The sequence below is a fragment of the Sphingobium lactosutens DS20 genome (assembly GCF_000445105.1).
In the GTDB taxonomy this organism is placed as follows: domain Bacteria; phylum Pseudomonadota; class Alphaproteobacteria; order Sphingomonadales; family Sphingomonadaceae; genus Sphingobium; species Sphingobium lactosutens.
Map to the genome: position 1 here is coordinate 30,596 of NZ_ATDP01000078.1, position 16,003 is coordinate 46,598.

The window sequence follows — 16,003 nt, forward strand, 5'->3', positions numbered from 1 at the left end:
ATGCTGACGCGGGATCAGATCGACCGATTGGTTACGGGTCGGGAGGATGATCCCTTCGCCACCATGGGCGTGCATCCGGCGGGCAAGGGCTTCACCGCCTGCGTGATGGTGCCGGACGCGACAGGCGTCACGGCCCTGACGCTGGGGGGCAAGACCGTCGGGGAATTGGCCTGCATTCATCCCGATGGTCTGTTCGGCGGCAAGGTGTCGGTGAAAAAGCGCCAGCCACTGCGATATGTCGCGCGGTATCCCGACGGCAGCGATTACGCGCTGGTCGACCCCTATGGCTATGGCCCGGTGCTGGGCCCCATGGACGATCATTATTTCGCCGAAGGATCGCACGAACGGCTGTTCGACAAGCTGGGCGCGCATGTCATCCATCATGAAGGAATTGGCGGCACGCATTTTGCGGTCTGGGCACCCAATGCCTTGCGCGTTTCGGTCGTCGGCGACTTTAATCGCTGGGACGGGCGCCGGGGCCTCATGCGCCGCCGGGGCGATGCGGGCGTCTGGGAAATCTTCCTGCCCGAAGTCGGTGCGGGCAGTGCCTACAAATTTGAAATTCTCGGCGCGAATGGCGACCTGCTGCCGCTCAAGTCCGATCCGTTCGCCTTCCAGTCCGAATTGCGCCCTTCCACCGCCTCCATCGTCGCGCCGCCGCCTGCGCATAGATGGGGCGACGATCGGCATCGGACGCATTGGCGGGGCGCTGACCCCCGCCGCGAACCCATCGTCATCTACGAAGTCCACGCCGGATCATGGCAACGCGACGCCGATGGCCATTTTCTGTCCTGGGATGAATTGGCCAATCGGCTGATCCCCTATGTCGTGGGCATGGGCTTCACCCATATCGAATTTCTGCCGATCAGCGAGCATCCCTATGACCCCAGTTGGGGCTATCAGACGCTCGGCCTCTATGCGCCCAGCGCGCGTTTTGGGGATGTGGAGGGCTTTGCGCGATTTGTGGATGGCGCGCATCGCGCGGGCATTGGCGTCATTCTCGATTGGGTGCCCGCCCATTTCCCGACCGACGAACATGGGCTGGCGCGCTTTGATGGCACCGCGCTCTATGAACATGCCGACCCGCGCAAGGGCTTCCACCCCGACTGGAACACCGCCATCTACAATTATGGTCGGCGTGAAGTGGCGCAGTTTCTGGCCAATAATGCGCTATTCTGGGCGGAGCGCTACCATGTCGATGGGCTGCGCGTGGATGCGGTCGCCTCCATGCTCTACCTCGATTATTCGCGGCAGCCGGGGGAATGGATTCCCAACGACCATGGCGGCCGCGAAAATGTCGAGGCCGTGGCCTTTCTCCAGCAGATGAACAAGGCGCTCTATGGCGCGCATCCCGGTGTCATGACGATCGCCGAGGAGTCCACCAGCTGGCCAGGCGTTTCGCGCCCTGTCGATGCGGGTGGGCTAGGGTTCGGGTTCAAATGGAATATGGGCTTCATGCACGACACGCTGCGGTATTTGCAGCGTGACCCGGTGCACCGCGCGCACCATCATGACGACATCACATTCGGGCTGCTCTACGCCTTTGACGAAAATTTCGTCCTGCCGCTCAGCCATGACGAGGTGGTGCATGGCAAATCGTCCCTACTGCACAAGATGGCGGGCGATGACTGGCAGAAGTTCGCTACACTCCGCGCCTATTATGGCCTAATGTGGGGCTATCCCGGCAAGAAGCTGCTGTTCATGGGGCAGGAATTCGCCCAGCGCGATGAATGGAGCGAGGCGCGTGCGCTCGACTGGCATCTGCTCGACCATGCGCCGCACCGGGGGGTGCAGCGTCTGGTTGCCGACCTCAACCATCTGTACAGCAGCCGGCCTGCACTCCACGCCCGCGATTGCGAGGCGGAAGGCTTCGAATGGGTGCTGGTGGACGCGCGCGCGGATTCGATCTTCGCCTGGGTGCGGCGCGCGCCCGGTGCGCTGCCGATCGTCGTTATCAGTCATTTCACGCCCGTTCTGCGTCACGCTTACCGCATGCGCCTTCCTTCCGGAGGGCGCTGGCGGGAAGTGATGAACAGCGATGCGCAGGATTATGGCGGCGGCGGTGCCGGCAATATGGGCGCGGTGACGGCTGATGAGGAAGGGTGGGCGAACATCACCATCCCGCCCTTCGCCACGTTGATGCTCGAACTGGAATTTTGACAAGCTGGCGGGCGCATTCGGGCGACCTGCGGGCGGGTGAATGGAGAGGCGGATGCAGACGAAATATCAGCCCATAGCGCGCGATGCGATGGCCTATGTGCTGGCCGGGGGGCGCGGCAGTCGTCTGGCGGAACTCACCGACCGGCGCGCGAAACCCGCGGTGCATTTTGGTGGCAAGGCCCGGATCATCGACTTCGCCCTGTCCAACGCGCTCAACAGCGGCATTCGCCGCATCGGCGTCGCAACGCAGTATAAGGCGCATTCGCTGATCCGGCACCTGCAACGCGGCTGGAATTTCCTGCGCCCCGAACGCAATGAAAGCTTCGACATTTTGCCCGCCAGCCAGCGTATTTCCGAAAGCCAATGGTATGAAGGCACCGCCGACGCCGTCTTCCAGAATATCGATATCATCGAAGCCTATGCGCCCGAATATATGGTCATCCTGGCCGGCGACCATGTCTACAAGATGGACTATGAGCTGATGCTCCAGCAGCATGTCGACAGCGGCGCGGACGTCACGGTCGGCTGCCTGGAAGTGCCGCGGATGGAAGCTGTCGGCTTTGGCGTCATGCATGTGGACGAGGCCGACGTCATCACCGCCTTCGTCGAAAAACCGAAGGACCCGCCCGCCATCCCGGGCCAGCCCGATACGGCGCTGGCGTCCATGGGAATCTATGTCTTCCGCACCCGTTTTCTGATCGAGCAGCTGTGGCGCGACGCGGATGATCCGACGAGCAAGCGGGATTTCGGCGGTGATATCATCCCTTATATCGTGAAGCACGGGAAGGCGGTGGCGCATCGTTTTTCCAGCAGCTGCGTGCGCGCCGAGAGCGAATTGGAGCCATATTGGCGCGACGTGGGGACGATCGACGCTTACTGGCAGGCAAATATCGACCTGACCGACGTTGTCCCCTCGCTCGATCTCTATGACCATAGCTGGCCGCTCTGGACCTATTCGGAAGTCACGCCGCCTGCGAAATTCGTCCATAACGAGGATGGTCGGCGCGGGTCGGCGACATCGTCGCTGGTCGCTGGCGGCTGCATCGTGTCAGGGTCGTCGCTGCACCGTAGCCTGCTGTTTTCCGGCGTACGCACGCACAGTTTTTCGTCCGTGACGGACAGCATCATCATGCCCGGCTGCGAGGTAGGGCGGGGCGCACGTCTGCACAAATGCGTGGTCGATTCCGGTATCCTGATCCCGCCTGGCCTCATCATCGGGGAAGATCCGACGCTCGACGCCCAACGTTTTCGCAGGACCGACAGCGGCATCTGCCTGGTGACACAGCCGATGATCGACCGTCTGGAGGTTTGACCGGTCCATGACGATGCAGCTGTTGTCCGTCGCGTCGGAAATCTATCCCCTCGTCAAGACGGGAGGGCTTGCCGACGTTGTCGGAGCCTTGCCGGCCGCACTGGCGTCGCAGGGGGTGGCCGCCCGCACCCTGGTGCCCGGCTACCCGTCCGTCCTGGCTCGGCTGGGCAAGACAAAAGCTGTGCGCCGCTATGATTCGCTGTTTGGCGAAAAAGCGGCCTTATTGGCAGCGAAGCTTGATGGACTGGATCTGCTGGTGCTCGACGCGCCCGCCTTTTTCGCGCGGGACGGCGGCCCCTATGGCGGCCCGGACGGCACGGACTGGCCCGACAACTGGCGTCGTTTTGCTGCACTGTCCCGCGTCGGCGCGGACATTGCAGAAGGGGCGATCAAGGACTGGCGGCCGGACATCGTCCATGTTCACGATTGGCAGGCGGCGCTAACCGCCGCCTATATGCGCTTTGGTCCGGCCCATGCCGTGCCCAAGCTGGTGACGATTCACAATCTCGCTTTTCAGGGGCGCTTTGCCGCAGACATCTTTCCCGCACTTGGCCTGCCGCCGGAAGCCTGGGGCGTGGATGGCGTCGAATATTATGGCGGTGTCGGCTATCTGAAGGCCGGCCTGGTTTCAGCCGACGCGATCACCACGGTAAGCCCCAGCTACGCGCAGGAAATCCGGTCGCCCGACCATGGCATGGGTCTGGACGGGCTGATCAACGGGCGCATCGACCGGCTGCATGGCATATTGAACGGGGTCGATACCGACATCTGGAACCCGGCCGAAGATCCGTTGATCCCGCGCCGGTTCAGCGGCCGATCATTGGGCGCGCGGGCGGGTAATCGCCGGGCGCTGGAGGAGGCCTTTGGGCTTGATCAGGACGACGCGCCGCTCTTCATCATCGTCAGCCGGCTTACCTGGCAAAAGGGCATGGATCTGATGATCGATGCCATCGACCATCTGGTCGGGCTGGGTGGTAAGCTGGCGCTGTTGGGGTCGGGAGACCGGGCGCTGGAGGGCGCATTTCTGGCGGCGGCAGACCGGCATCGCGGGCGGATCGCCGCGCGGATCGGCTATGACGAACCCCTGTCGCATCTGATGCAGGGGGGGGGCGACGCGATCCTCATCCCGTCGCGATTCGAACCCTGTGGGCTGACGCAGCTCTACGGGCTGCGCTATGGTTGCCTGCCGGTGGTGGCGCGGGTTGGCGGTCTGGCCGATACGGTGATCGACGCCAATGATGCGGCGGTGAACGCCGGCGCGGCGACCGGCATCGTCTTTGCCCCGAACGACCCGCTGGCGCTGCACGGAGCGATTGCCCGCACGGCTCGCCTGCACCGCGACCGGCCGATCTGGCAGGCGATGCAGCGGGCCGCCATGCGCGCTGATGTGTCCTGGACCAGCAGCGCCGCGCGTTATGCGGCGCTGTATCGCGACCTGCTGGCGGAGGCGGCGTGAGCATAGGCGCCAGGCCGCCGCAGGTGACGGCAAGCGGAACGATGTTTCGCGTCCATGCGCCTGACGCCAGCGCGCTGTGGCTCTGCCTGTTCGACGCGCACGGGGGCGAAACCCGCGTGCCGATGCGGCAAGAGGGCGATGGGGTGTGGCAGGTCGAGGCGGCGGGCGTCGGCGTTGGCGCGCGCTATGGCCTGCGCGCCGATGGCCCCTATGATCCGCCCGCTGGCCTGTGGTTCGACCCCGACAAGCTGCTGCTCGATCCTTATGCGACGGCGATCGACCGGGCCTTCATCTATGATCCGGCATTGGCTGCGCCGCGCGGGGCCGGGCCAGACACCGCGCCGATCATGCCGAAGGGCGTCGTCGAAGCGCAGCTGCCGAGCGTGGCCCACCGATCGCCCCTCTTTAGGCCGGGCGGCCTCATCTACGAATTGCATGTGCGCGGCTTTACCATGCGTCATCCTGAGGTGCCGCCGGCGCAGCGGGGGACCATCGCAGCGCTTGGTCATCCGGCCGTGATAGCGCATCTCAAAGCCCTGCATGTTTCCGCTGTGGAACTCATGCCCCTCACCGCCTGGATCGATGAGCGGCATTTGGGTCCGCTCGGCCTTACCAACTATTGGGGCTATAATCCGGTCAGCTGGTTCGCGATCGATCCCCGGCTGGCGCCGGGCGGTATGGCCGAACTGCGACAGGCGGTAGACGCGCTGCATGAAGCGGGAATCGGCGTCATCCTCGACATGGTCTATAATCATGATGGCGAAAGCGACCGCGATGGCCCGACGCTGTCCTTGCGCGGCCTCGATCCGCGCAGCGCATTCCGTCATGCGGCGGGCGGAAGCCTGATCAATGATACAGGCACCGGCAATAGTATCGCCTGCAACGCACCGGCGATGCGCGCCCTTATTCTGGCGTCGCTGCGGCATTTCGTTCAACAGGCGAGCGTCGATGGCTTCCGCTTTGACCTGGGGCCGGCCCTCGGGCGGCTGGACCATGGCTTTGATCCGCGCGCACCATTGCTGGAAGAGATGCGGGCCGACCCGGTTCTGGCCGATCGGATATTGATTGCCGAACCTTGGGATATTGGACCGGGCGGTTATCAGCTGGGCCATTTTCCGGACTCCTGGTTGGAATGGAATGACCGCTATCGCGACGACATGCGGCGTTTTTGGCGCGGGGACGCAGGGACGATCGGGGCCTTCGCCACCCGCCTGGCTGGATCAAGCGACATATTCCCGAACGGCCGCACCCGGACGGTCAATTTCCTCGCAGCGCATGACGGTTTCACCCTGGCCGACCTGACGGCGTATGCAGCGCGCCATAATGAAGCCAATGGCGAACAGAATCGCGACGGCCATGGCGAAAATTACAGCTGGAACAATGGCGTCGAGGGAGCGAGTGACGATTCCGTTATCCGCGCCGCACGCCAGCGCGACATGCGGGCGTTGCTAACCACGCTTTTCTGTTCGCGCGGAACGATTATGCTGTGTGCGGGGGACGAATTTGGCCGATCGCAACAGGGCAATAACAATGCCTATGCTCAGGATAATGCCATCAGCTGGATCGACTGGGAGGGCCGCGATCAGGCCCTTGAGGCGGAGGCCTTTGCTTTGGCAGCGCTGCGGGCGGATGAGGCCGATTTGCACGGCATAACCGCCTTGACCGACGACGATGTGGACTGGCTCGATGAAACGGATAGCCCGCTGACCGTGGCGCAGTGGGAAGAGCCCGAACGCCGCCGGCTTGTGTTGCGCTACCGCGCCAGCGGATTGGCCATTTGCGTCAACGGCGCATCGGAGGCCTGTCGCTTCAGCCTGCCGCATGGCGATGTTGATGTGGCCGCGCGAAGCATCGGGGTCAGTCGACCGGAACGCTGAACAGGTCGGGTCGGCGTAACCGCAACGCCATCAGCAATATTGCCAGCTTTCCATCGGCGATCTCCTTGCGCGCCATCATGGTCCAGAGGGCGTCCAGCGGCAATTCGTGCACGCTGATATTTTCCTGTTCCTCAATCACGCCGCCGCCTGCCGCCACGCGGTCCCGCGCGGCGTAGGGGGCGAGGAAATAATCGATCTTTTCCGTGACGACGCTGGGAATGCTCCAGATTTGTCCCAAATGCGCCAATTCGCTCAAGCGGACGCCGGCTTCCTCCATCGCTTCGCGCCGTGCGCAATTGGCAGGGTCATCCTCCAATATGCCGGCGATCGCCTCCATCATGTCGGGCAGGCCTGCCAGCATGACGGGCGTGCGCGGCATGGATACGGTAAGGGCCAGGCGGCGCTCAGGATCATAGGGCAGCACGGCAACAGCGCGGCGCATTTCCACCACATGCCGGTCGACTTCGACGCCATCGTTGGCGCGCAACCGAACCATGCGCAGGTTGAGCCAGCCCTCATAAAGTAGGGAGGTGGAGATGATCTTCATCGCGCTCCACGAGACTGTGGTGAGTCCAGCTGGGTTCGAACCAGCGACCTACTGATTAAAAGTCAGTTGCTCTACCGACTGAGCTATGGACCCCCGAAGCGGTGGACGACGCCCTAAAGGGGGCGGCGCGGATGGTCAACCACTTGTCGGCCGCTTTGGTTTCGCTTTTTTGAGCCGGGCGCTCAGCTGACGGATGGTGAGGCCGCTGCGGGGATCGCGCCAGCCCGACGCGATGAAAGATAGCGGCGTCAGTACGAAGCTGCGGCTGCGAAAGGCGGCGTGCGGCACCGTCAGTTGGCGTTCCCGCCATATGCCCCCCGACCAGAGGATGATGTCGATATCCATGGTGCGCGCGCCCCAGCGCCGGTGGCGTCGTCGGCCAAGGCGCGCTTCCATGTCCTGAAGACATTGCAGCAGGGCCGGAGGCGATAGCGGGGTTTCCACCAGGATCGCGGCATTGGCATAACGACGCAGCGACGGACCCAGTGGCGGGGTGTCGATGATGGGCGACATGGCGATCACTCGCATCCGCCCGCCGATCAGTGCCATGGCTTCCTCAAGCAGTCGTGGCGGCGTGCGTTCGGCCGACAGCGCCCGGTTCGACCCCAGCGCCAGTGCGTAGACATTGGTGCGGCCATCTGGCCTTGTATCCGCCATAAACCAGCGCCTATCTGCAGTGCGTGATAGTGAAAAGCCCCCTTGCTTCGACCGAGCCGCCGCATGATTGTCCGCGCTGTCCCCGTCTTGTCGCCTTGCGGGAGGAATGCCGGGCCCAGCATCCCGATTGGTGGAATGCGCCGGTCCCCGCCTTTGGCGACCCGCTGGCGCGCATTGCGATCATCGGACTGGCGCCCGGTCGGCAGGGGGCGAACCGCACCGGCAGGCCGTTCACCGGCGATTATGCCGGCGATCTGCTGTTTGCGACGCTGGCGCGCCATGGTCTGGCCGAAGGGAGCTATGACGCGCGGCCGGACGATGGCCTGGTTCTGCGGGACGTGATCATCATCAATTCCGTCAAATGCCTGCCGCCGCAAAACAAGCCGGAGCCGGCGGAAATCCACAATTGCCGCCCGTTCCTGGCCGATGGGGTGGCGGCTTTGCCTAATGCGCGCACCTTCATCGCGCTGGGCCAGATTGCGCATCAATCAGCGGTCAAAATTCTGGGCGGCAAATTGCCCAAAGCGCGTTTCGCGCATCTTGCGGAGCATCGCATGCCCGATGGCCGCATCCTCATCGATAGTTATCATTGTTCGCGCTACAACCAGAATACCAGGCGCTTGACGGCCCAGATGTTCGACGCGGTGTTTGCGCGCGCGGTCGAGGTGGCCACGGCCCCTGATTGAGCGGCTTTCGGCGGAAAAGCAGTGTGGTGAACGAAAAAGGGGCGGCCCCATGAGGAGCCGCCCCTTTTTGTAAATCGTCGGTCCCGAGGACTTAGCGCGAATAGAATTCGACGACCAGGTTCGGTTCCATCTTCACCGGATAGGGCACTTCGTCCAGCGTCGGCACGCGGACATAGGTGACCTTGGCCGCGCCGTCGGGCGAGACATAGTCGGGAATGTCGCGCTCGGGCAGGCTCTGCGCTTCCAGGACCAGCGCCATTTCCTGCGCCTTCTTGCCCAGGGTGATTTCGTCGCCCGGCTTTACCAGACGCGAGGCGATGTTGCACTTCACGCCATTCACATAGATGTGGCCGTGGCTGACGAGCTGGCGGGCCGACCAGATGGTGGGCGCGAACTTGGCGCGATAGACCAGCGCGTCGAGGCGGCGTTCCAGCAGGCCGATGAGGTTCTGGCCGGTGTCACCCTTCATGCGGGCGGCTTCAACATAGTTCTTCTTGAATTGCTTTTCGGTGATGTCGCCATAATAGCCCTTCAGCTTCTGCTTGGCGCGCAGCTGAATGCCATAGTCGGACATCTTGCCCTTGCGGCGCTGACCATGCTGGCCGGGGCCATATTCACGCTTGTTCACCGGGCTCTTGGGACGACCCCAGATATTCTCGCCCATCCGGCGGTCGAGCTTGTACTTGGCGCTGGAGCGCTTCGACATATGTCTTTCCTTCGATATGCTAACAACGTTGGTCCCGGTATCGCCTGTTTTCCGTATTTCAGGGACAGGGCCGCCGCTTCACCGGGATGCAGGGCCAATCGCGAAGCGGCGCCTATGACGCCAAGGGGCTGGCCTGTCAAGCCCTCGACAGGGCGGGGCGGCGGGCCTAAGCCTCCGGCGCATGAACCCCGACAGCTATACCAGCATGAGCGAAGTGCGCGCCGGTGTCGACGAGATCGACCGGCAGATCGTCGCGCTGCTCGACCTGCGCTTTGCCCATATGCGCGCGGCGGCGCGGATCAAGCCCGATCGCGGCGCGGTGCGCGACGAAGCGCGCAAGGCGCAGGTGATCGCCAATGCCCGAAGCCAAGCCGAACGGCTGGGCGCGCCCGCTGATGTCATAGCCGATCTGTGGGACCGGCTGGTCGAGGCGTCCATCGCTTATGAGATGGAGGAATTCGACCGGACACGCGGCTGAGCGCGCTTCGCACCGGCGGGCTTGATTGCGAAGTTCACACCGTCGCGGGTCCGCGCAATTGCGTGGATCGAGACCTCTGGCGTTGATTTCGCAATAGGAGATTTTTTGCGAAGTCAGGCGCGTGGAGCAGGAGCAGACCGTCAGAAAGAGCCGATCGCTCAGTGTAGCATTGGGTCATCCCTGTAGGACAGGCCAGGGGCCTAGCGCCCCGTCTGTGCCTGAAACCATGGGATCATCCGCGTGATCGCATCCGCAACCCGGTCGGTGGACACGGCAAAGCTGAAACGGATGAAGTGGTGTCCGTCAACGGGGTCGAAGTCGATCCCCGGCGCGGTGGCCACCCCGGTTTCGCGCAGCAGCCGTTGGCAAAAGCCCAGGCTATCGTCGGTCAGATGGCTGATATCGGCATAAATGTAGAATGCCCCGTCGGGCGGCGCGATGCGGGCCAGGCCCATGGCGGGCAGCGCGTCGAGCAGCAATTGCCGGTTGCGGCGATAGCTGGCGACATGGCCCTCCAGTTCGTCCGCACAGTCGAAAGCGGCCAATCCGGCGCGCTGCGCCAGGACGGGCGGGGTCAGGAACAGATTGCCCATCCGCGCGCGGGCCGTGTCGATCAGCCCTGGCGGCACGACCACCCAGCCAAGCCGCCATCCGGCCATGCTGTAATATTTGGAAAAGCTGTTCACGATCACGGCGTCGGGTGCATATTGCAGCATCGAATGGGCCGGTTCGCCAAAGCTGAGGCCATGGTAGATTTCATCGGAAATGATGCGAATGCCCCGGTCGGCGCAGACGGCGGCGATCCGCGCCAGTTCAGTGGGCGGAATGATCGTGCCGGTCGGGTTGGCGGGACTGGCAAGGATCAGGCCATCGGGTGCAGGGTCGAGCGCGGCGAGCGCGTCGGCGCTGATCTGATAGCGTTCGGCCGGGCCGCAGGCGACCTCGACCGGGTCCAGATAGAGCGCCTTCAACGTATTGCGATAGGCGACATAGCCCGGCCTTGCCGTCGCCACCCGCGCGCCGGGGGCGAACAGGCTGGTGAGCGCCAGCACCAGCGCGGGGGATGCGCCACAGGTCAGGATAATCTGTTCGGGATCGACGGTGACGCCATAGCGATCCTGATAATCGCGGGCCATGCGCTGTTTGAGGGCGGTGCTTTCCCAATAGCCCATGGGTTCGGTGTCGAGCACATGATGCGCGACCGCGATCGCCTGGGCAGGCGCGCCGGTCGATGGCTGGCCGAACTCCATATGCAGGATCGAGCGGCCCTGTTCTTCCAGCGCATGCGCTTCCCGGCTGATGGCAATGGCGTGGAAGGGGGCTATGTCGGCGACTTTATTCATGGATAACCTGCGTTAATTTCGGCAACATGGCCGTGGCTGTGGCGTTGGGCATGGCATGAGCCAGACCCTCTTGACCGTCCTGCAATATTATGGCGCGGGGGCAGCGACGCTCGCCGCGCTGATCGTGTCGCTCAACCTCGGCCGGCAGATCACGGGATGGGCGTTCGTGCTGTTCGTGACAAGCTCCATCGCGCTCATTGCCTGGGGATTTCTGGACGAAAACAGCGAAGGCATTGGCTGGCAGAATGTCGCCCTGCTGTTCATCAACGCGATCGGGGTATGGCGCTATCTGATTTCCGGCCACGATCCGGCGGACTGAAAAAACGTCAGTTTTCGGCGATCCAGACCTCGACTGGCACGTCATCCTGCAAAAGCGCGAGGCGGATCGGCAATTCCTCGACCGGCCCGCCTGCCAGCGCGCGGTCATAGACTGCCTTCTTGGCGGCGCCGCTGATCTGGAGGAAGATATGGCGGCTCTTGAGGATCGCGCTCGCGGTCAGCGACAGGCGCTGGTGTGGCGCGGCCGGGGGGGTGGCGGCGATGGTCAGAGCATCGGTGGCAAAACCTTCGGCCAGCTCCTTGCCCTCTGGAAAGAGCGAGGCGGTATGCCCGTCATCGCCCATGCCCAGCAGCACGATGTCGAGCGGCCAGGGCAGGGCGGCAAAGCTGGCTTCCACATCCGGCTGGCCCGCATAAGCATCCGCAGCCTCATTTTTCATCGGCACGAACCGCGCCTGCGCCGCCGGTCCTTGCAATAGCGTGTCGCGCACCAGACGTTCGTTGCTGTCCGCGCTGGCCGGATCGACCCAGCGTTCGTCCACCAGCGTGACGATCAGCTTGCTCCAGTCGAGCGTGGCCGGAGCCAGCGCTTCGAGCACCGGCCTGGGCGACCGGCCACCCGACAGCGCGATGGTCGCGACCCCGCGCGCGGCGATGGCGTCAGACAATAGGGCGGCGATCCGGTCGGCGATGTCGGCGGCGGCCTGCGCCCCGGTGGCGAAGAAATATTCGGTCGGCATGGGTCACTCCGCGTCGTCAGGAAGCGTGCAAATGTCCACCCAGCTTGCGCCGGTCAAGGCCGCGAGCCGATCGGGCGTCAATTCGACCGACGCCGTGCGCGATCCCGCCGCCGGAAAGACGGTGGCGAACGCCCGGAGCGAGATGTCGCAATAGATGGGAAGGGGCATCGTGAGGCCGAAGGGGCAGACGCCGCCGACCGGGTGGCCGGTCAATTCCTCCACCTCATGCGCGCCCAGCATGCGTGGCTTCGCTCCAAGCGCGGCCTTGGCCTTGCCGTTCGACAGTCGGGCGTCGCCGCGCGCGCAGACGAGTACGACCTGATCCCCCACGCGCAGCGACAGCGTCTTGGCGATGCGCGCCGGCTCAACGCCGAGCGCGGCTGCGGCCTCTATGACCGTCGCTGTACTGACGCCCTGGTCGATGATCGATATGTCCGGGGCGTTTGCGGCGAAGAAGGCGCGGACGCTCGCTTCGCTCATGCGCGGTCGCCAAGCTGGCGCTCCCAGGCCAGCGCATGGGCGACGATCTGGTCCAGATCGGCATGGCGCGGCGTCCAGGGGAAGGTTTCTAAAATGGCTTTGTTGTCCGAGATCAGCCTGCCGGGATCGCCCGCGCGCCGGCCGACCATGACGCGCTTGATCGGGTTGTTGGTCGCCCTGTCGACCGCGTCCAGCACCTCCAGCACCGAAAAGCCCCGGCCATAGCCGCAATTGAGCAGATGGTTGCGCGTCGGCTGCGCCATCAGCGCTTCGAGAGCGAGCAGATGGGCGGCGGCGAGGTCACTGACGTGGATATAGTCGCGCACGCCCGTGCCGTCGGGCGTGTCGAAATCGGTGCCGAAGATGCTGACGCTCTCCCGCTTGCCCAGCGCCGCTTCGACTGCCACCTTGATAAGGTGGGTGGCGCCGGCGGTCGACTGGCCGGTGCGCCCCTGCGGATCGGCGCCTGCGACGTTGAAATAGCGCAGCGCGCAGAAATTCATCGGATGCGCCGCCGCCACGTCGCGCAGCATATGCTCGGTCATTAGCTTGGACATGCCATAGGGGTTGATCGGGCATTGCGGCGTATCTTCCCGCACCGCCTCCACGTCCGGCGTCCCATAGGTGGCGGCGGTCGAGGAAAAGATGAAATGTGGCACGCCGATGCGCACCGCGCTTTCGATGAGGTCGCGCGTCTTGGCGCTGTTGTTGTGATAATATTTGAGCGGGTTGCTGACCGACTCCGGCACCACGACGGACCCGGCGAAATGCATGATCGCGCGCACGCCATGGTCGCGCAGTGTCGCTTCCACCAGAGGCTGGTCGGCAATGTCGCCGCGCACCAGCGGGACGTCGCCGGGCACCGCCCAGTCGAAGCCGGTGACGAGATTGTCGATAACGACGATGCCGTAGCCGGCATCCCTGAGCGCCAGCACGGCATGGCTGCCGATATAGCCCGCGCCGCCCGTGACCATGACCATTGGCTTGTCGCTCATAAAGAAAAGGTCTCCCCAGCTGATGCCGGGGAGACCTAGCGAAAGGGCGTTAAGATTTATAGGCCGTTCAGGCGGCCGCCTTCATGGATGCGGGCTTGTAGAAGGTCGCGCCGCTCGCCGCCATGTCGCGCAGCTGTTGCGTGGGAGCAAAGCGCGGCCCGTGCGCCGCCGCCAACCGATCGAGCGTGGCGACGACATGGGTGATGCCGACCGTGTCCATATGGCTGAACGGCCCGCCGGTATAGGGCGCAAAGCCCCAGCCGAAGATCGCGCCGATGTCGCCATCCTCGGGCGTCTCCAGCACGCCTTCCTCGAAACAGCGGGCGCATTCGATGAGCTGGCGATAGAGGAGGCGCTCCTTCACCGCCTCCACGTCAGGCTGCTCGGCCGCGCGCGGGAACATTTCGGCGAGGATGGGCGAAAGATGCTTCTTCGCGCCTTCGGGATAATCATACCAGCCCTTGCCATTTTTGCGGCCGAGGCGTCCGGCGTCGGTCATCCTGACCATGATGTCGTCGGATCCTTGCGGAACATAGGCGTCGCCCAGTTCCTTCTTGGCCGCGGTCATGATCTTGACGCCCAGTTCGATCGACACCTCGTCGCTGACGGCGAGCGGGCCGGTCGGCATGCCGAGTTGCTTGCCGGCATTTTCGATGAGCGCGGGGTTGACGCCTTCGCCCACCAATTCAGCGCCTTCCTGCACATAGGTGCCAAAGCTGCGCGAGGTGTAAAAGCCGCGGCTGTCATGCACGACGATCGGGGTCTTCTTGATCTGCGCCACGAAATCCAGCGCCTTGGCGATGGCCGCCGGACCGGTCTTTTCGCCCAGGATGATTTCGACCAGCGGCATTTTTTCCACCGGCGAGAAGAAATGGACGCCGATGAAATTCTCCGGCTTGCTCCATGCGTTCGCCAGCTTGGTGATAGGCAGCGTCGACGTGTTGGACCCGAAGATGGTGTCGGCGCCCAGCACCTCCTCGACCTTCTTCGTGACCTCGGCCTTGATGCCGACATCCTCGAACACCGCTTCAATGACGAAGTCCGCACCAGCCAGGTCGGCATAATCGGTCGTCGGGGTTACGCGGGCCAGCGTGGCTTCCAGCTTTTCAGGCGTCATGCCCCGGCCGAGACGCTTCTTCAGCACTGCCTCGACATGGGCCTTGCCCTTTTCCGCATAGGCCTGATCGCGGTCGAACAGCACGACTTCCATGCCCGCCTGCGCGGCAACGGTCGCGATGCCCGCGCCCATCATGCCCGCGCCCAGCATGGCGAGCTTCTTCGTCGGCGCCTTGGCCTCGTCCCTGGGACGGCGCGCGCCGCGTTCGGCAGCTTGCTTGTTCACGAACAGGGTGCGGATCATGTTCGACGCCTGGGGATCGGCGGCGACCTTGGCGAAATATTTGCTTTCGATCCGGATGGCGCGGTCCATCGGCAGGGTGATGCCTTCATAGACGGCCGACAGCAGGGCGATCGGCGCGTTCATGTTGCGCTGTGTCTGCTTGAGCGTCATCGGCAGCGCACCCGCCATCGTCTGCACGAAGGCAGGGTTGAAGCCGCCCGCGCCGCCCGGAACCTTGAAGCCCTTGATGTCCCATGGCTGCGTATGCGCGCTGGGGTTGGCCTTCACCCATTCGCGCGCCGCGTCGAGCGCGGTGCCCTGCGGCACGACCTGATCGACCACCTTCATCATGGCGGCGTCGGCCGGGCGGAACATCTTGCCCTGGAGCATGTACATCAGCGAGGCCTGCACGCCCATAATGCGCGGCAGCCGCTGCGACCCGCCGCCGCCGGGGAAGAGGCCGATCAGGATTTCGGGCAGGCCCAGCTGCGTCTTGGAACTATCGCCCACGAAGCGGCGATGACAGGCGAGCGCCAGTTCGAACCCGCCGCCAACGCATGTGCCCTCGATCGCGCAGGCAACCGGCTTGCCGCAGGTTTCCAGCCGGCGAAACAGCTGGTTGAGCGTGAACACCTTGTCGAAAATGTCGGCTGGGGCGGGGCGATCCCCGCTGCCGCTGCTGAGCATTGATCCGAAATATTTAAGGTCCATGCCGGCCATGAAGCCGCTGTCCTTGCCCGACGCGATGACCGCGCCCTTGATGCCGTCCTCCGACGCGATGCGCGTGATCGCGGCGTCGAGGTCGGCCAGGAAATCGGGGCCGATGACGTTCATCGACTGGCCAGGCACGTCGATCGTCAGGGTGGCGATGCCGTCGGCATCGGTGGTGAAGTTGATGGTGTTCATGATGCAGCCTTTCCCATCTCCGTTCGTGCTGAGTAGGGTCTG

15 protein-coding genes and 1 tRNA gene are annotated in these 16,003 nt (G+C 64.0%); 7 read left to right on the forward strand and 9 right to left on the reverse strand.

The window, feature by feature from the left end:
- The 4 genes from glgB to glgX are packed head-to-tail and all read left to right on the forward strand — an operon-like array spanning position 1 to position 6,805.
- Positions 1 to 2,160, forward strand: a complete 2,160-nt coding sequence (gene glgB / locus RLDS_RS37000; RefSeq protein WP_021225511.1) for a 1,4-alpha-glucan branching protein GlgB — start codon at positions 1 to 3, stop codon at positions 2,158 to 2,160.
- Positions 2,161 to 2,212: 52 nt separating this feature from the next.
- On the forward strand, positions 2,213 to 3,472 hold the full coding sequence (gene glgC, locus RLDS_RS37005; RefSeq protein ID WP_021225512.1) for a glucose-1-phosphate adenylyltransferase: 1,260 nt from the start codon (positions 2,213 to 2,215) through the stop codon (positions 3,470 to 3,472).
- A 7-nt stretch (positions 3,473 to 3,479) separates the two neighbouring features.
- Positions 3,480 to 4,928: a glycogen synthase GlgA gene (gene glgA / locus RLDS_RS37010; RefSeq protein WP_021225513.1), complete on the forward strand. Its 1,449-nt coding sequence runs from the start codon at positions 3,480 to 3,482 to the stop codon at positions 4,926 to 4,928.
- The gene (glgX, locus tag RLDS_RS37015; RefSeq protein WP_021225514.1) at positions 4,925 to 6,805 is read left to right on the forward strand and encodes a glycogen debranching protein GlgX; all 1,881 of its coding nucleotides are present in this window, start codon (positions 4,925 to 4,927) and stop codon (positions 6,803 to 6,805) included. Before glgA ends, glgX begins: the two co-directional genes overlap by 4 nt.
- Here glgX and RLDS_RS37020 read toward each other — a convergent pair.
- The 3 genes from RLDS_RS37020 to folK form a co-directional block, all read right to left on the reverse strand.
- Positions 6,786 to 7,352, reverse strand: coding sequence for an NUDIX domain-containing protein (locus RLDS_RS37020; protein WP_021225515.1), 567 nt, complete (start codon positions 7,350 to 7,352; stop codon positions 6,786 to 6,788). The two genes, glgX and RLDS_RS37020, sit on opposite strands and share 20 nt — an antisense overlap.
- Before the next feature lie 17 nt (positions 7,353 to 7,369).
- Positions 7,370 to 7,445 (reverse strand) — tRNA-Lys (locus RLDS_RS37025).
- A gap of 42 nt (positions 7,446 to 7,487) precedes the next feature.
- A complete protein-coding gene (gene folK / locus RLDS_RS37030) occupies positions 7,488 to 8,009 on the reverse strand; it encodes a 2-amino-4-hydroxy-6-hydroxymethyldihydropteridine diphosphokinase (RefSeq protein ID WP_021225516.1) in 522 nt (173 codons plus the stop codon).
- A gap of 23 nt (positions 8,010 to 8,032) precedes the next feature.
- On the opposite strand from folK, the gene RLDS_RS37035 reads away from it, so the two are divergent.
- Positions 8,033 to 8,695 (forward strand): uracil-DNA glycosylase, encoded by a 663-nt coding sequence (locus RLDS_RS37035; RefSeq protein ID WP_031297827.1) that lies wholly within the window; start codon positions 8,033 to 8,035, stop codon positions 8,693 to 8,695.
- Between the two features lie 91 nt (positions 8,696 to 8,786).
- Here the strand turns inward: RLDS_RS37035 and rpsD are convergent, their stop codons facing one another.
- A complete protein-coding gene (gene rpsD / locus RLDS_RS37040) occupies positions 8,787 to 9,401 on the reverse strand; it encodes a 30S ribosomal protein S4 (RefSeq protein WP_021225518.1) in 615 nt (204 codons plus the stop codon).
- A 181-nt stretch (positions 9,402 to 9,582) separates the two neighbouring features.
- Between rpsD and RLDS_RS37045 the strand changes: the two genes are divergently transcribed.
- A complete protein-coding gene (locus tag RLDS_RS37045; RefSeq protein WP_021225519.1) occupies positions 9,583 to 9,879 on the forward strand; it encodes a chorismate mutase in 297 nt (98 codons plus the stop codon).
- Positions 9,880 to 10,079: 200 nt separating this feature from the next.
- Here RLDS_RS37045 and RLDS_RS37050 read toward each other — a convergent pair whose 3' ends face one another.
- Positions 10,080 to 11,222, reverse strand: a complete 1,143-nt coding sequence (locus RLDS_RS37050; RefSeq protein WP_021225520.1) for a pyridoxal phosphate-dependent aminotransferase — start codon at positions 11,220 to 11,222, stop codon at positions 10,080 to 10,082.
- Between the two features lie 55 nt (positions 11,223 to 11,277).
- Here RLDS_RS37050 and RLDS_RS37055 point away from each other — a divergent pair, with 55 nt between their 5' ends.
- Complete coding sequence (locus RLDS_RS37055) at positions 11,278 to 11,541, forward strand: hypothetical protein (protein WP_021225521.1); 264 nt, start codon at positions 11,278 to 11,280, stop codon at positions 11,539 to 11,541.
- 7 nt (positions 11,542 to 11,548) lie between these two features.
- Here the strand turns inward: RLDS_RS37055 and pgl are convergent, their stop codons facing one another.
- The 4 genes from pgl to RLDS_RS37075 form a co-directional block, all read right to left on the reverse strand.
- Positions 11,549 to 12,241, reverse strand: coding sequence for a 6-phosphogluconolactonase (gene pgl / locus RLDS_RS37060; RefSeq protein ID WP_021225522.1), 693 nt, complete (start codon positions 12,239 to 12,241; stop codon positions 11,549 to 11,551).
- Positions 12,242 to 12,244: 3 nt separating this feature from the next.
- The gene (locus RLDS_RS37065; RefSeq protein ID WP_021225523.1) at positions 12,245 to 12,721 is read right to left on the reverse strand and encodes a YbaK/EbsC family protein; all 477 of its coding nucleotides are present in this window, start codon (positions 12,719 to 12,721) and stop codon (positions 12,245 to 12,247) included.
- Complete coding sequence (gene galE / locus RLDS_RS37070) at positions 12,718 to 13,716, reverse strand: UDP-glucose 4-epimerase GalE (RefSeq protein WP_031297828.1); 999 nt, start codon at positions 13,714 to 13,716, stop codon at positions 12,718 to 12,720. Before galE ends, RLDS_RS37065 begins: the two co-directional genes overlap by 4 nt.
- Before the next feature lie 67 nt (positions 13,717 to 13,783).
- The gene (locus RLDS_RS37075; RefSeq protein ID WP_021225525.1) at positions 13,784 to 15,961 is read right to left on the reverse strand and encodes a 3-hydroxyacyl-CoA dehydrogenase NAD-binding domain-containing protein; all 2,178 of its coding nucleotides are present in this window, start codon (positions 15,959 to 15,961) and stop codon (positions 13,784 to 13,786) included.
- Positions 15,962 to 16,003: the final 42 nt, after the last annotated feature.

What these genes read in the sequence shown, in the direction of transcription:
- glgB (WP_021225511.1), top strand. Translation starts at nt 1, where the DNA reads ATGCTGACGCGGGATCAGATCGACCGATTGGTTACGGGTCGGGAGGAT.
- glgC (WP_021225512.1), top strand. Translation starts at nt 2,213, where the DNA reads ATGCAGACGAAATATCAGCCCATAGCGCGCGATGCGATGGCCTATGTG.
- glgA (WP_021225513.1), top strand. Translation starts at nt 3,480, where the DNA reads ATGACGATGCAGCTGTTGTCCGTCGCGTCGGAAATCTATCCCCTCGTC.
- RLDS_RS37020 (WP_021225515.1), bottom strand. Translation starts at nt 7,352, where the DNA reads ATGAAGATCATCTCCACCTCCCTACTTTATGAGGGCTGGCTCAACCTG.
- folK (WP_021225516.1), bottom strand. Translation starts at nt 8,009, where the DNA reads ATGGCGGATACAAGGCCAGATGGCCGCACCAATGTCTACGCACTGGCG.
- rpsD (WP_021225518.1), bottom strand. Translation starts at nt 9,401, where the DNA reads ATGTCGAAGCGCTCCAGCGCCAAGTACAAGCTCGACCGCCGGATGGGC.
- RLDS_RS37045 (WP_021225519.1), top strand. Translation starts at nt 9,583, where the DNA reads ATGAACCCCGACAGCTATACCAGCATGAGCGAAGTGCGCGCCGGTGTC.
- RLDS_RS37050 (WP_021225520.1), bottom strand. Translation starts at nt 11,222, where the DNA reads ATGAATAAAGTCGCCGACATAGCCCCCTTCCACGCCATTGCCATCAGC.
- RLDS_RS37055 (WP_021225521.1), top strand. Translation starts at nt 11,278, where the DNA reads ATGAGCCAGACCCTCTTGACCGTCCTGCAATATTATGGCGCGGGGGCA.
- pgl (WP_021225522.1), bottom strand. Translation starts at nt 12,241, where the DNA reads ATGCCGACCGAATATTTCTTCGCCACCGGGGCGCAGGCCGCCGCCGAC.
- RLDS_RS37065 (WP_021225523.1), bottom strand. Translation starts at nt 12,721, where the DNA reads ATGAGCGAAGCGAGCGTCCGCGCCTTCTTCGCCGCAAACGCCCCGGAC.
- galE (WP_031297828.1), bottom strand. Translation starts at nt 13,716, where the DNA reads ATGAGCGACAAGCCAATGGTCATGGTCACGGGCGGCGCGGGCTATATC.
- RLDS_RS37075 (WP_021225525.1), bottom strand. Translation starts at nt 15,961, where the DNA reads ATGAACACCATCAACTTCACCACCGATGCCGACGGCATCGCCACCCTG.